The sequence below is a fragment of the Aliidiomarina minuta genome (assembly GCF_003987145.1).
In the GTDB taxonomy this organism is placed as follows: Bacteria; Pseudomonadota; Gammaproteobacteria; order Enterobacterales; family Alteromonadaceae; genus Aliidiomarina; species Aliidiomarina minuta.
Genome location: NZ_PIPL01000001.1, coordinates 1,499,696 through 1,513,919, shown reverse-complemented (window position 1 = coordinate 1,513,919; position 14,224 = coordinate 1,499,696). Strand labels below are relative to the sequence as shown.

Annotated in this window: 12 protein-coding genes; 6 read left to right on the top strand and 6 right to left on the bottom strand. The window is 48.1% G+C overall.

Features of this window, described 5'->3' with window-relative positions; translation table 11 throughout:
* The first annotated feature begins 139 nt into the window (after nucleotides 1-139).
* On the top strand, nucleotides 140-1,075 hold the full coding sequence (gene mdh / locus CWE09_RS07215) for a malate dehydrogenase (protein ID WP_126803303.1): 936 nt from the start codon (nucleotides 140-142) through the stop codon (nucleotides 1,073-1,075).
* Nucleotides 1,076-1,117: 42 nt separating this feature from the next.
* On the opposite strand, the gene CWE09_RS07210 is transcribed toward mdh, so the two are convergent.
* Together CWE09_RS07210 and ispB are read right to left on the bottom strand one after the other, a co-directional pair.
* Nucleotides 1,118-5,626, bottom strand: coding sequence for an EAL domain-containing protein (locus CWE09_RS07210; RefSeq protein WP_126803302.1), 4,509 nt, complete (start codon nucleotides 5,624-5,626; stop codon nucleotides 1,118-1,120).
* Nucleotides 5,627-5,722: 96 nt separating this feature from the next.
* Nucleotides 5,723-6,694: an octaprenyl diphosphate synthase gene (gene ispB / locus CWE09_RS07205; protein ID WP_126803936.1), complete on the bottom strand. Its 972-nt coding sequence runs from the start codon at nucleotides 6,692-6,694 to the stop codon at nucleotides 5,723-5,725.
* Nucleotides 6,695-6,889: 195 nt separating this feature from the next.
* On the opposite strand from ispB, the gene rplU reads away from it, so the two are divergent.
* From rplU to CWE09_RS07180, 5 genes are all read left to right on the top strand, one after another.
* Nucleotides 6,890-7,201, top strand: a complete 312-nt coding sequence (rplU, locus tag CWE09_RS07200; protein WP_126803301.1) for a 50S ribosomal protein L21 — start codon at nucleotides 6,890-6,892, stop codon at nucleotides 7,199-7,201.
* Between the two features lie 17 nt (nucleotides 7,202-7,218).
* Nucleotides 7,219-7,476: a 50S ribosomal protein L27 gene (gene rpmA / locus CWE09_RS07195; RefSeq protein WP_126803300.1), complete on the top strand. Its 258-nt coding sequence runs from the start codon at nucleotides 7,219-7,221 to the stop codon at nucleotides 7,474-7,476.
* Nucleotides 7,477-7,596: 120 nt separating this feature from the next.
* On the top strand, nucleotides 7,597-8,766 hold the full coding sequence (gene cgtA / locus CWE09_RS07190; protein ID WP_126803299.1) for an Obg family GTPase CgtA: 1,170 nt from the start codon (nucleotides 7,597-7,599) through the stop codon (nucleotides 8,764-8,766).
* A gap of 9 nt (nucleotides 8,767-8,775) precedes the next feature.
* Entirely contained in the window at nucleotides 8,776-9,258 is a 483-nt protein-coding gene (gene folA, locus CWE09_RS07185) for a type 3 dihydrofolate reductase (RefSeq protein ID WP_126803298.1), read from the top strand.
* Between the two features lie 102 nt (nucleotides 9,259-9,360).
* Nucleotides 9,361-9,738 carry a DUF3718 domain-containing protein gene (locus tag CWE09_RS07180; protein ID WP_126803297.1) on the top strand — a complete coding sequence of 126 codons (378 nt, stop codon included), beginning with the start codon at nucleotides 9,361-9,363 and terminating at the stop codon, nucleotides 9,736-9,738.
* A gap of 51 nt (nucleotides 9,739-9,789) precedes the next feature.
* Here CWE09_RS07180 and CWE09_RS07175 read toward each other — a convergent pair whose 3' ends face one another.
* Genes CWE09_RS07175 through CWE09_RS07160 form a run of 4 tightly spaced genes read right to left on the bottom strand, consistent with a single transcriptional unit; the run spans nucleotide 9,790 to nucleotide 14,150 of the window.
* Entirely contained in the window at nucleotides 9,790-11,130 is a 1,341-nt protein-coding gene (locus CWE09_RS07175) for an NAD(P)/FAD-dependent oxidoreductase (protein ID WP_126803296.1), read from the bottom strand.
* Nucleotides 11,131-11,132: 2 nt separating this feature from the next.
* Nucleotides 11,133-11,726 (bottom strand): GNAT family N-acetyltransferase, encoded by a 594-nt coding sequence (locus tag CWE09_RS07170; RefSeq protein WP_126803295.1) that lies wholly within the window; start codon nucleotides 11,724-11,726, stop codon nucleotides 11,133-11,135.
* 19 nt (nucleotides 11,727-11,745) lie between these two features.
* Entirely contained in the window at nucleotides 11,746-13,113 is a 1,368-nt protein-coding gene (gene ahcY, locus CWE09_RS07165) for an adenosylhomocysteinase (RefSeq protein WP_126803294.1), read from the bottom strand.
* Between the two features lie 11 nt (nucleotides 13,114-13,124).
* Nucleotides 13,125-14,150 (bottom strand): adenosine kinase, encoded by a 1,026-nt coding sequence (locus CWE09_RS07160; protein ID WP_126803293.1) that lies wholly within the window; start codon nucleotides 14,148-14,150, stop codon nucleotides 13,125-13,127.
* Nucleotides 14,151-14,224: the final 74 nt, after the last annotated feature.

The following is a 14,224-nucleotide window of genomic DNA, read 5'->3' as shown; positions in this document are numbered from 1 at the left end:
TCAGGTCTCGTTATGCTTTATGTTCAAGCATACCTGAACTGCGCTGAAAGGCCCAGTAAAGTGCCTAATTCGGTTGTCTTTTAACGCATGATCCAGTATGGTTTTAGCCCTCTTAACCCCGAGTTAAATGGAGTACATCATGAAAGTAGCAGTGTTAGGCGCCGCCGGTGGTATTGGCCAGGCATTATCTTTATTGTTAAAAACTCAGTTGCCAGCGGGTACCGAGTTGTCATTATTCGATATCGCACCAGTAACCCCAGGTGTGGCTGTTGATCTAAGCCATATACCGACCGCTGTTGATGTGAAAGGCTATGGTCAGGATGATTTAGATGTCGCGCTGAAAGGTGCTGACATTGTACTTATTCCAGCCGGTGTTCCTCGTAAACCGGGTATGGACCGCTCAGATCTGTTCAATATGAACGCGGGCATTATTAAAAACCTGGTGGAAGCAGTTGCTGACAATTGCCCGAAAGCCTGTGTAGGTATTATCACTAACCCAGTAAATACCACGGTCGCTATTGCGGCTGAAGTGCTGAAGCAAAAAGGTGTGTACGACAAGAACAAGCTATTCGGTGTCACTACATTGGATGTTATTCGTGCGGAAACTTTTGTAGCTGAATTGAAAGGCCTTAATCCAGAGAATGTTCATGTGCCAGTTATTGGCGGTCACAGTGGCACTACTATTCTGCCATTATTGTCTCAGGTACCGGGTATTCAGTTTAGCGATGATGAAATTAAGCAACTGACTCATCGTATCCAGAATGCCGGTACTGAAGTTGTTGAAGCTAAAGCTGGTGGAGGTTCTGCAACCCTTTCTATGGGCCAGGCCGCAGCGCGTTTTTGCCTGTCACTGGCAAAAGCGAAGCAGGGTGAAGAAGTTACTGAATATGCTTACGTAGAAGGCGATGGTAGCGATGCCCAGTTTTTTGCCCAAGCAGTTAGACTAGGTACTGATGGTATCCTTGAAATACTACCATACGGCGAGCTTAGTGATTTTGAAACGAAAGCTAAAGCGGATATGCTGGATGGCCTGAAAGGCGATATTCAGACAGGTATCGAATTCGCAAATAAGTAAGTGCGTGTTGAGACTTAAAAAAGGCTCCCAAGGGAGCCTTTTTTAGTGCCTGGGAAACCATTCGAGGAGCTCGTTTAGCGGCATAGGCCTGGCAAATAAGAACCCCTGCATCAGGTTGCAATGACGTGCTAACAGCCAGCGTTTTTGCGCTTCGCTTTCCACACCTTCCGCAATACAGGTTTTGTCCAGATTGCGAGCCATAGCGAGAATAGAATCAATAATTGCTTCATTGGAAGTATCGATACCTATGTCCTGCGTGAAGCTGCGATCTATTTTTATAATGCCAACCGGGAACTCTTTCACATAACGCAGGGAAGAATAACCAGTACCAAAATCATCAAGTAGCAGATGAATACCCAGGTCGCGCAATTCGCGCATAACCGAACCCGCGCGCACGGTTTCTTCAATCAGAATTCCTTCGGTTATTTCGAAGCGTAGCGCACTGGCTGGTAGCTGGTACTCGGCCAGCAGTTGTTCGACCTGAGCAGGCAGATGCGGATAGTCAAGATGACTGACCGAAAGGTTAACGGATAAGTAAAGGTCAGGTTGTATGCGGCGCATCTCAACTAAATCAGCCAGCCCTTGTTGCATAGCCTGATTGGTCATATAAATGATAATACCGAGATCTTCGGCGATAGGAATAAACTTATCTGGGTCTATGAAAGTTTCTTTGTGTTGCCAGCGCAGGAGGAGCTCTACGCCTACCGTATGGTTACTATCAGCTGCGATAATGGGTTGATAATAATTGAGCAGCTGATGATGGCTGGCCGCATGCTTTAGTTCAGTTTCAAGAGCCAGACGTTCGCGAACCTTAATATCCATCTCTTGCTCGAAAATACGGTAACAATTACGGCCTGACCCTTTGGCGTGATACATAGCCACATCGGCGTGTTTTAACAGTTCATCAGTGTTAATACCATGCTCGGGATACAGGGCTATGCCCAGGCTAGGTGAGGTACGTATATGGTGTTGTTGTAATAATACAGGTTCATTAATAGTGTCGATAATGCTTCGTGCGGTTTGCTCTACCTTTTCTGGATTGCTGACATCTCTCAATAGAACAATGAATTCGTCGCCTCCGAGGCGAGCGACGGTATCCTGTTCGCTCAAATAGGTGCTAAGACGGCTTGCTATAATACAGAGTAACTCGTCACCGACGCTATGACCGAGCGAGTCATTGACCTGCTTAAATCGGTCTAAGTCAATGAAGATAACTCCAAATCTTTGTTTTTGCAGAGAGTCATCCTGAATAATGCTAAATACCCGATCGTGCAATAAAGTACGGTTTGCTAATCCGGTTAAGGAGTCATAATTGGCGAGTTTACGAAGTTGTTTTTCTGCTTCTTTTTGAGCACTTATGTTGGTTATTACAACAACATAAAACATTCCCTGATCATTATTATCCAGTACTGCACTAATATTCATCAGCACCGGAGTTTCCTGTTGGTCACCTAATTGAATAACATCCTCCCCACGCCATTGCTCACCGGGCTTTAACGTATTGAGAATGTTCCGGTAATTGCGCAGCCGTTGCTTGCTCATGCGGGTAAAGTCATAGTCTTTAATGTTTTCCATGTCCTCAATCGCGACAGCGTTACAGAATGCTTTATTTGCCGTTAACGGGAGAAAATCTGCATTGAGTAGCAGGACCCAGTCCATGGTTTGTTCGAACGCTTTGCCGAAGAGCAATGCTTTTTCCCGGTTGGCCCTGGCTTCGGTAATGTTTTGAAAGGTGCCAGTAATTCGCTTGGGAATACCACTTTGGTTGCGGCCGGATACTTTGCCAAGATCGGTAAACCATAACCAGCCCCCGTCCTGGTGGCGCATACGGTAAGTGCAAGCGAAGTTTTCTGCAGTGCCTTTTATCAGTTGTGTCCAGCGCTGTTCAAATAGCTTCTGATCCTGTGGGTGGATTAGTTGCAGATGATCGTCAATGGACAGCGGTTCCCGAAAAACGGTATGTCCCAGTTCCTGACGGATTCGATTTTCATATAATTGGTTTTCTTCCTGGTGCCAGTCCCAGACTCCGCTGCCGGTAATGCTCAACGCCAGCTGCAAACGCTCTTCACTGGCCTCTGCGCGTTTTTTATTACGTATTACCTGCTGGTGTTGCTGGTAGCGGTAATATATCAGGAAGGCGGCGATCAGAAGTACAGAGAGTACATATAAACTAATAGCGAGTGGTGAAAAAAACGGATGGTAACCAACTTCAATATAAAGGATTGCGGATTCACCACGGACGCCGCTGCGGCTATCATAAGCATTCACGGTAAGTTGATAAGAACCGGGTTGGAGGCGCGGAAAAGTCACGTATCTGTCTGTGGTTTCCAGTACTGAAAAAGTAGTGGGACCAGAGAGATGATAATCGTATTGGACCCGATGTTGCCGGTCATATTGCAGGGTGGAAACGTGCACGCGCAGATTATTCTCATCGTAATCGAGATGAATACGCTGTTGATTCAGGTTGCGTAAAGGTAAATTGAGCCGTTCCCTGCTGGTTAGCCTGTCGACATCGGTAATGCTAACTTTGGGGGGCTGAGGGCTGCGCTGAAAGTTATCCGGGTGAAACATAGTAACGCCGCGCATGCCGCCATAAGCAATAACACCGTCGTCAAAAAGGCCTGTGGCTCGTGCATTAAATTCATTGCCACTAATGCCGTCCTGATATGTAAATTGTTCAACATGCAGGGTAACTGGGTTTACACGCAGGAGACCACTGTGAGAACTGAACCAGATTTCCCCGTCGAGACCTGGCTGTGCCGAATAGACGGCATTGGTAGGCAGACCATCGGTAGTTTGTAAGCGAAATTTAAACTCCAGAGTGTCATTGTCCAGTACGGCGATACCCGCGCCTTCCATAGTAATCCAAAGTTTATTATCCTGATCAACCAGATGGCTTTCCGGTGCTATATAGGAATACAGCTGATAAGGTTCATGTTGATAAACTTTTTCAAAGGTACTGTCCCTTGTATCGAAGATCCAGAGTTCGCTGGCTAACCCGAGCAGGATCTGGTCAGGGTGACCTTGCCGGGTTCCCAATATATGGTATGCATTCAGTGCATTAAAGCCATCGTCCTGTGTGTCCTTATATATCTTGGCCTGGCCAGTCTGGATGTCATAGCTGACTAATCCGTCGGTGATGAAGAACCATATTTTATGGTCCTCCAGTAAACGGTATCCCCAGCCAAAATCCGCCATAATCTCGGTGGACTCGGTATCGCTGGTGGGTACTTTTTCTATATCACCCGATTCGGCGTCAAACTGAACAATTTCACCCGCAAGATAAAGCCATAACTTATCCGCTACTTGCGGATCGGGGAAAATATCAAAGATTGTACCGCTGGTGAACATCGAGTATTCGTCATCAGACTCAAGGTAGGTTTGTAGCTGATTGTCAGGAGTCAGCATGTTAAGGCCGTTTTGGGTACCTATCCATAAACGGTTATCTATATCCTCGGCCAGGGCCCAGACCACATTATGAGAAAGCTCTTCAACGGGAGCTATTCCGCGCACCAGACTAGTGAAATTTTGCGAGGCAGGTTGCCAGTGGAAGAGTCCGTTAATGGCAGTGCCCAACCAGAATTGCTGATTACTGTCATAATAAAAAGTGCGAATGCTGTTGTCGAAAAGGTTCAGGTTAGCGTCGCTGAAACGCAGCAGCTGTTCGGGGGTTTGCCAGCTTGCGCGATATTCATATAGCCCTTGATGGGTAGCCATATATAAGCTGTTGTCGGTTGCATGTAAATCCCAGATATTCATCTGGCTCTCATGCATCTGTGCTGGTGGCAGCTGATCCTGCTCAGTTATATAGGTGGTTAGTGTATCCAGTTGCCAGGAGTAGAGACCCTGTACGGTAGCCACAAATAGTCGCTGTTCAAATTGAGCGAAAGCCTTAGTGTTCAGCATATCCGGACTCGCGGCTTCCGGGTCGAGGTGCCAGAGGTTAACAGCCGAAAAATCTTCAGGGGTCAGAGCTATTACACCAGCTGAAGTGGCGAGTATAATAATGTCATCAATGAGGTGATGACTGCGAATGATATCCTCAAAATTGCCATCTTCGGTTTGTAGTTCAAAGATTTGGTGAACCTCTTGTGTCTCAGGATCATAAAGGCGCACGTGTGACTCGCTGATGATCAGCAACTGATTCTGATACTCCTTAATAGCTATCACTTCATCAAGCCACCAGTCGTCGATCATGCGTGCTTCAATATGCAGAATAAAATCGTCACCTTGCGGGGGCAGCTGAAATACGCCCTGACTTGGCAGTGCAACCCAGAGACTACCGTCTGAAGTGATATTAATAGTGCTTACATAAGCATCTAGAAATTGATTGCCCGGGCCTGGAACGTGATGAAAACTATAGCCATCATAGCGGTTAAGCCCACCTTCAGTGGCCACCCACAGAAAGCCTTCATGGTCCTTAACAATGCGCGTCACACTATTTTGTGAGAGACCTTCCTGAACGGATAACTGCTGCAGGCGCAGAGTGTTAGACGCCTCACTGGGCAAACTGGCAGACAGGAGTACTAGTACAAGTAGTAAAAAGCGCATTCAGATCCATCTTAATTGTCACAATATGGACAAATATTAACCCGAAAAGGCTAGTTAATATACTTTACTTTTGTTCTATAAATTAGTCCTCTGGCATCAGGCCATACGAGCTGCGGCTATGTCAGCGAGAGCCAGTAATGCTGCTTTATATTCTGTTTCTGGCAGTGCCTGAATAGCTTCTTTCGCTTTATCAGTTTCCTGTTGAGCTCTTTGCTGAGCGTACTTAATGGCGCCAGTTGATTGCATGGTTTGCATAACTTCGGGCAGGCGGTCGCGTTGACCACCATGTTCGATGGCATTGCGGATAACGGTGGATTCTTCTTTGCCGCCATGCCACATGGCGTAAAGTAGAGGTAATGTAGGTTTGCCTTCAGCTAAATCATCGCCTACTTCTTTGCCCATAGCATCGGCATCAGCGGTATAATCGAGGATGTCATCAACCAGTTGAAAAGCAGTGCCCAAATGCCTGCCATAGGCTTGCATGGCCTCTTCTGTGGCCTGGTCCTGTCCAGCTAATACGGCACCCAGCTGAGTTGCTGCCTCGAACAAGCGTGCGGTTTTACTGTAAATCACTGCGAAGTAACGTTCTTCAGTAGTTTCCGGGTCGTTGCAGTTCATTAACTGCATGACTTCACCTTCGGCGATAACGTTAGTGGCGTCGGCCAATACGTCCATTACGCGCATGGATTCCATAGAAACCATCAGTTGGAATGCTCGCGAGTAAAGAAAATCTCCAACCAATACACTGGCTTCGTTGCCAAATTTTGCGTTTGCTGTAGCCCGGCCTCGCCGCATATTTGACTCGTCAACCACGTCGTCATGCAGTAAAGTGGAGGTATGGATAAACTCTATTACTGCGGCCAGGGTATGGTGATGTTTGCCTTGATAGCCCAGCGCACGAGCAGATAACACGGCTAATAGAGGGCGCAGGCGTTTACCACCACCACTGATAATATAAAGACCAAGCTGGTTAATCAGTGCGACATCAGATTGCAACTGAGCCATGATTAACTTGTCTACGGCATTCATATCGGCTTCGCTTAGCTTCTTGATCGTTGCCAGATCCATCATTATTTATTTGTCTCAGAGGTCACCAGTAGGCGCAGATTTTACAGGATCTTTAAGAATTCGCCAGTGTTCAGGGGAGCAGTTTGATAAAGGTTGATTTTTTAGCAATTTACCCTTGCGCAAAGCAAGCTTTTTGCGTAAAATTCGCGCCCTGAATTGAGTTTTAAGCGCCCTGTCGGGGCAGTGGAGAAAATTATGTACGCGGTTTTCCAAAGTGGCGGTAAGCAACACCGTGTCTCTGAAGGCCAAGTGGTACGCTTGGAGAAGTTAGAAAACGCAACGGGTGATATTGTTGAGTTTGATCAGGTTTTAATGCTGTCAAACGGTGATGATGTGACTATTGGTGCGCCTTTGATTAAAGGTGGTAAGGTAACTGCTGAAGTTATCAACCATGGTCGCGGCGATAAAGTGAACATTGTTAAGTTCCGTCGTCGTAAGCATTCACGTACTCAGATGGGCCACCGTCAGTGGTTTACTGAAGTAAAAATCACTGGTTTTGGCGCCTAATTAAGGAGTAACGACAAATGGCACATAAAAAGGCAGGTGGTTCAACCCGTAACGGTCGTGACTCAGAGTCGAAACGTCTGGGTGTTAAGCGTTATGGCGGCGAATCCGTATTAGCAGGTAACATCTTAGTTCGTCAGCGCGGTACACGTTTCCACGCTGGGGATAATGTTGGTGTTGGTCGTGACCACACCTTGTTCGCAAAAGCCAGCGGCAAAGTTTCTTTTGACGTCAAGGGCCCGAACAATCGCAAATTCATTAGCGTTGTTGCTGAATAAGTAACTCGTTAATTGCGAAACATGAAACCCCGCGTTGTCGCGGGGTTTTTTGTTTGCGCTATAGTATTTGGTAATATTCCGAGGCCGTAGGCCTCAAGTTGAAGTGCAGGCAGGTTAGCCATGAAGTTCGTCGATGAAGCAGAAATTAGGGTAGAAGCAGGCGACGGAGGCAACGGTTGTGTGTCTTTTCGTCGGGAAAAGTATATACCCAGAGGTGGCCCCGATGGTGGCGACGGCGGGGATGGTGGTGACGTTTGGCTGCGTGCAGATGAAAACCTGAATACGTTGATTGATTATCGCTTTGAACGGTTTCACCGCGCCGAGCGCGGACAGAACGGAATGAGTAAAAATTGCACCGGTAAACGCGGCCAGGATCTGGAAGTTGCAGTTCCGATAGGAACTCGGGCAAAAGATGTGGACACCGGTGAAGTAATTGGTGATATGACCCGTCATGGCGAGCGTTTACTGGTTGCCAAAGGTGGTTTCCACGGATTAGGTAATACACGTTTTAAAAGCAGTACCAATCGTGCGCCTCGTCAGAAAACCAACGGTACCCCAGGGGAAATCAGACCCTTATTGCTTGAGCTGATGCTATTGGCCGATGTCGGTTTGCTGGGGCTGCCGAATGCAGGTAAGTCTACCTTTATCCGTTCCGTATCTGCAGCTAAACCTAAAGTAGCCGATTACCCCTTTACCACGCTGGTACCTAACCTAGGTGTAGTGCGCCCTGCGGCTCATCACAGCTTTGTTATTGCCGATATCCCAGGTTTGATTGAAGGTGCTGCTGAAGGCGCTGGTCTGGGCATTCAGTTCCTCAAACATCTGGAACGTTGCGGTTTGTTGCTGCACCTGGTTGATCTGGCACCTTTTGATCAGACAGATCCGGCAGAACAGGCACAGGTTATTGTGCATGAGCTGGAAAAATACAGTCCGAAGCTGGCCGAGAAGCCACGTTGGCTGGTACTTAATAAAACTGATTTGCTGAGCCCTGAAGAAATTGCAGAGCAACGCGAGAAGATTGTAAAAGCGCTGGACTGGACCGGACCGGTCTATGAAATCTCTGCCTTGCAGGGCAATGCCCGCGATCAATTAGTATATGAAATTATGCAGTATCTGGAGAGCTTGCCTAAAGAAACCGAAGCGGTTGCTGAAGAACCTGAAATGGTCGAGTTTAAATGGGATGATTATCACGATCGTGAACTGGAAAACGCTCAAGAAAATGACGCAGATGACGATGAAGAAGATGATGACGATGATCATGATGTTGAGGTTATTTACACTAAGGAATAGGGCTTACTGATGCATATTTCACTAGTGGCTGCGATGGCAGCCAACCGGGTAATAGGCAAAGATGGACAGATGCCCTGGCATCTGCCGCAGGAGCTCAAGTACTTTAAGGAAATCACCTGGGGTAAGCCGATTATAATGGGTCGGCGTACCTTTGAGTCTATCGGGCGGGCACTGCCGGGACGACACAACATTGTGATTACCCGTGATCCGGGGAAGCTGCCTGATTCAGTCACTGGTGTGACTTCTATTGATGAAGCGATTGCAGAAGCTGGTCAGGTAGAAGAGATTATGGTGATTGGCGGGGGAGAAATATATCGACAGTTTCTTCCTGTCGCAAGTCGGCTGTATCTTACCTTAATCGATCTCGACATTGAGGGCGATACGTGGTTTCCTGACTATGTATCAGACAAATGGGTTAGTACATTACTCAGGGATGAGCCGCAGAAAAATCCTGAAACACCAGGTTTTTCCGCCTATCTACTTGAAAAATAGCCTAATTTTAAATGGTTACATAGAAAAGCTATGTCGTTATTGAACTATGGGTACGAATAAAGTACTATTTTGAGCGATTTTTATACAAGATTGGGGGCAAGTATGTATAAGGTAGTTACTACTACTATCACCGCAGGTTTAGTTGCACTGGCTGCTTCAGTAGCGTCAGTTCAGCCGGCACAGGCACAGGATTTGGCACTTAACCTATGTACCTACGTTCAGGGTGACGACCGTATGCGTATGCGTCAGCGCATGCGTGAAGATCGTATTCGCCTGCGCTCCGTGTACGATGGCATTGTATGCAATGGCATGAGTCTGTTGCAGTTTGCTATGGCAAATGACTCGCAGGATATAGGTTCTTTCATTGTCAGTCAGTTACCAGGTTCAAGTCTTGACGGTAACGGCGACTTGGATTGGGCTGAAGCGAATGGTCATGGTGATTCTGAAATTGCCAATGCAATTCGTGAACGAACTGACTAAGACGTATTGAATAAAAAAACCCGCCTGTCGCGGGTTTTTTTGTGTTTGTAATTAATATCGATCTTTCAGTCGGGCGTATTGATAATAAAGTGCCTGGCCGACTCGCCGAAATCCCGGTAGCGGAAAAGTGGGCAGGGCACTTTGGTAAAAGGGCAGGTCGGGTAGTTTTTCGCCCATTACTTTATCAGCCAGTCGTTGGCCGGCGAGGGTCGAAAATGCGATGCCAGCACCACAATAGCCCATACTGGCGTGGATACGGTCATTCAAGCTAAAAACCCTGGGCATTGAATCCAGCGATACGCTAACCCAGCCGTGCCAGCTATAAGCAACGCTGAGATCCTGCAATGAAGGCCAGGTCTTTATAAGAGCCTGATGCAAGCGCCTGCAGTAGCTTGGGTGTCTGGCATTGTGGCCACTGACCGCTCCGCGTCCGCCAAACAGCATACGGTTATCGGGCAATAAGCGGTAATAATATTTAAGCGCCCGGGTGTCCATAATCAAATCTCGCTGGTTCAACCCAGTGCTTTGCAGCTGTGCTTCTGTGAGCGGCTGTGTGACGATAACACTGGACAAAGCAGGGAGTTGTCGCCGGCTGAGCTGCGGCAGCAGTGAGGAGGTGGTGTAGGCGTTGCTGCACACCAGCACTTGTTCAGCGAGGACCCTGCCTCGTGGTGTATGCAATTGTTCTCCCTGCACCGTGGATTGCCACTTTAAAACCGGCGTTCGCGTGTGTATCTGGACTCCGGCCTGACTTGCCGCTTTCGCGTAGCCCTGCAATAGTGCTTTGGGTTGCACGCTGGCTGCGGGAGCTTGCTCGAGAGCGGCGTAACCTTTGTTGATTCCAGGCAGTTGCTGGCGTAGTTGCTGTTCTGATAGGAACTGCTGCGGCCACCAGCCCTGACTATTGGCAAACTGTTTTGCTAATTTTGAGGCCTGCCTGGGGGTGTGGGCGACACGCAAGTAGCGCCCTGGTAACCAGTCACAATCAATTTGGTCTTGGCTGATGCGTTCCTGAACCAGTTCGACACTTCGTTGGAATTCTTTTTGTACGGCCCGGGCCAGATCATCACCATAGCGCTGTTGGTAATCCCCCAGGCTAAGACGGCCGCTGCCGGGCAATACAAATCCGGCATTGCGACCACTACAGCCTGCGCCGACGTCACCGGCTTCAAGTACAACAACTTCCTGTTGGTAAAAACTGGCCAGCCGATAAGCGGCATTCAGGCCGGTATAACCCGCGCCAATAATCACCAGCGGTGCTTTTTCTGGAAGTGGCGGGCAGGCGGGTGACTCTGTGGTTGGCAGGCTGTTCCAGTAACTTTTGATATGGTCGGCATAATCCGACGTTATCCCGGCGTCGGTCAGCGGATCATAGCTGCGATACCGGGACATGCTTAACCCAGGTTAATACGTTTAAAGGGCAATACCATTTCCGCTGCTATGCAATGGCAGATGCCGTCGCATACCGGACAAAAATAGCCGTCTTCGACCGACGCCTGATACCAGCGATCCGGATGGTCCTGAATGAGTTCACCACCGCAGCGACTGAAATATGCAAAGGCGCTGTTATTCGGACTTTGCCGCCAGATGTGGGCAAGCCCTGCCTGACAGCCTAAACCAGAAGCTTCTACTACAGAATGCTGCAGCAGGCTTTTGCCAATACCCAGGCCCTGATAATCCTGATCGATAGCGGCACATTTGAAATAACACATCTGTTCGGTACTGACAGGCCAGCTGGATGGGGTACAAAAACTATCGATATCCCAGTTGCCAGGGGCAAAAGTTAGACGCAGGCCGACCAGCTGGTTATCTGCAAAACCCAGCCAGTGCAAATTCCGCCCCTGTTGCAGACCTCGGGTAAAATAGTCTGAAAGGCTACTTTCAGTCAGATAATTATCACCATGCACTTTATTAGCTAAAACAATAACGGCGGCAAAATCCGCCGCCGTCATAGGTCTAAAGTGCAGGCGCGGAGTTGTTTCCGGCATGCAGTGTTTCGCCTTTTAATTAATAACGATATGCGTCAGTCTTAAATGGACCGCCGACTTCAACGTGAATATAGTCTGCCTGATCACTGGTAAGTTTAGTAATTACGCCACCAAAACCTTCTACCATATAACGGGCGACTTCTTCATCCAGTTGCTTAGGCAGTACTTCGACACTGAGGTTCGCATTTTTCTCACCTTCCGGTAAGTCAGCAAACTTTTTCTCAAACAGGTGGATTTGAGCCAGTACCTGGTTGGCGAAAGAACCATCCATGATGCGGCTTGGGTGACCGGTTGCGTTACCCAGATTAACCAGACGACCTTCAGACAACAGCAACAGATAATCTTCTTTAGCATCGGAGCGGAAGATTTGATGTACCTGAGGCTTAATTTCGTCCCAGCGCCAGTTCTTGCGCATATAAGCAGTATCAATTTCGTTATCAAAGTGGCCGATGTTACAAACTACCGCGCCTTTCTTTAATGCCGCTAGCATGTAGCGGTCACAAACGTTGTAGTTACCCGTTGTGGTAACGATAAGGTCAGTGTTGCCCAGTACGTCGGTGTTGAGATTACTACCATCGCCATTGTTGACGCCACCGATATAAGGAGAAACCACCTCATAACCATCCATACAGGCCTGCATGGCACAGATGGGGTCAATCTCAGTAATCTTAACGATCATGCCTTCCTGCCGCAGACTGGCCGCAGATCCTTTACCGACGTCACCATAACCCACGACCAATGCTTTCTTGCCGGACATCAGATGGTCGGTAGCGCGTTTAATGGCATCGTTCAGTGAGTGACGGCAACCGTATTTGTTGTCATTTTTTGACTTAGTAACGGCGTCATTCACGTTAATGGCAGGCACACGAAGTGTGTTCTTTTGCAGCATTTCCAGTAAACGATGCACACCCGTTGTGGTTTCTTCGGTAACACCGTGCACGTTATCCAGCATTTGCGGGAATTGCTCATGGATAAGCATGGTTAAATCACCACCGTCATCCAGGATCATGTTAGCGTCCCAAAGTTCACCGTCTTTTTTGCAGGTTTGTTCCAGACACCATTCGTATTCTTCTTCGGTTTCACCTTTCCAGGCAAACACTGGAACACCAGCTGCCGCCATAGCCGCCGCAGCGTGATCCTGAGTTGAGAAGATGTTACACGATGACCAACGCACTTCAGCACCCAGTTCGAGCAGAGTCTCGATAAGTACTGCAGTCTGGATAGTCATGTGAATGCAGCCAATAATGCGGGCACCGGATAGAGGTTTGCTGTCTGAGTATTTACGACGAATTGCCATCAGTGCCGGCATTTCAGATTCCGCAATGGCTATTTCCTTGCGGCCATAATCGGCAAGGTTAATGTCAGCTACTTTATAATCGTTGGTCATAGTATATCCTTTTAACTGTTGGTGGTGGCAGCCGCAGGCTGCATACCTAATTCTTTAATAATGGCTTCTTGCTGGGCAGTCTCCAGACGAGGCCCGTAATTGCTAACTATTTCTGCAGCCGAGCGGCTGGCGAGTGTTCCTGCCTGAGCAGAGGTCATGTTCTGGGTAATGCCATAAAGGTAGGCACCGGCAAACATATCGCCAGCGCCATTAGTGTCGATAGCTTTCACTTTGAAACCAGGTATTTGTACGCGCTTATCGGGCTGTCCGATCACTGCTCCAGCAGGACCGCGAGTAATAACTACTTCTTTTGCGTATTGTAATAAGGCTTGCATCGCACTGTCGAAGTCTTCTTCACCAGTAAACATCAGGGCTTCTTCTTCATTGCAAAAAAGCAGGTCGACGCCGGCGTGCAGAAATTCTTCAAGGCCTTCCTTAAAGTATTTGACCATGGACGAGTCAGAAAAGGTTAAAGCGATGCGCGTACCGGCATTCGTTGCAAGTTCGCGAGCTTTGGCAACCGCTTCACGAGCAACAGGTGACGTGACCAGATAGCCTTCAATATACAGAAACTCAGCTTCGGCAACTTTGCTGAACTCCAGTTCGTCCAGTGAAAAGTCGATAGTGATACCCAAATACGTGCACATGGTGCGCTCGGCATCCGGCGTGACCATAACAACGCATTTACCGGTCAGGCCATCGTTATCCTGTTCATGCAGGCAGGTGTCGACACCCGCTGTTTCTAAATCATGGCGATAAAAGCTACCGGCTTCATCGTTGGCTACTTTGCAGCAGTAAAAAGCACGTCCGCCAAACTGGCTTAAAGCCACCAGACTATTGGCCGCGGAACCACCCCCAGCCCGTTTTTCCAGCGTGAATTGCTGATCTAATTGCAACAGCAATTCGTTTTGTTGCTGTTCATCCAGCAGAGTCATGATGCTCTTTTCAATTTGTTGTTCAGCCAGGAAGGTATCAGTGACCTTATACTCCTGGTCGACCAGCGCATTGCCAAGGCCGATGACATCATATTTTTTCATGGGTAAAAAATCCAAGGATTATTAAGGTGGCAATTATATACGAAGCTGGCAGCGGGATCGATCCCCGCTGTCTA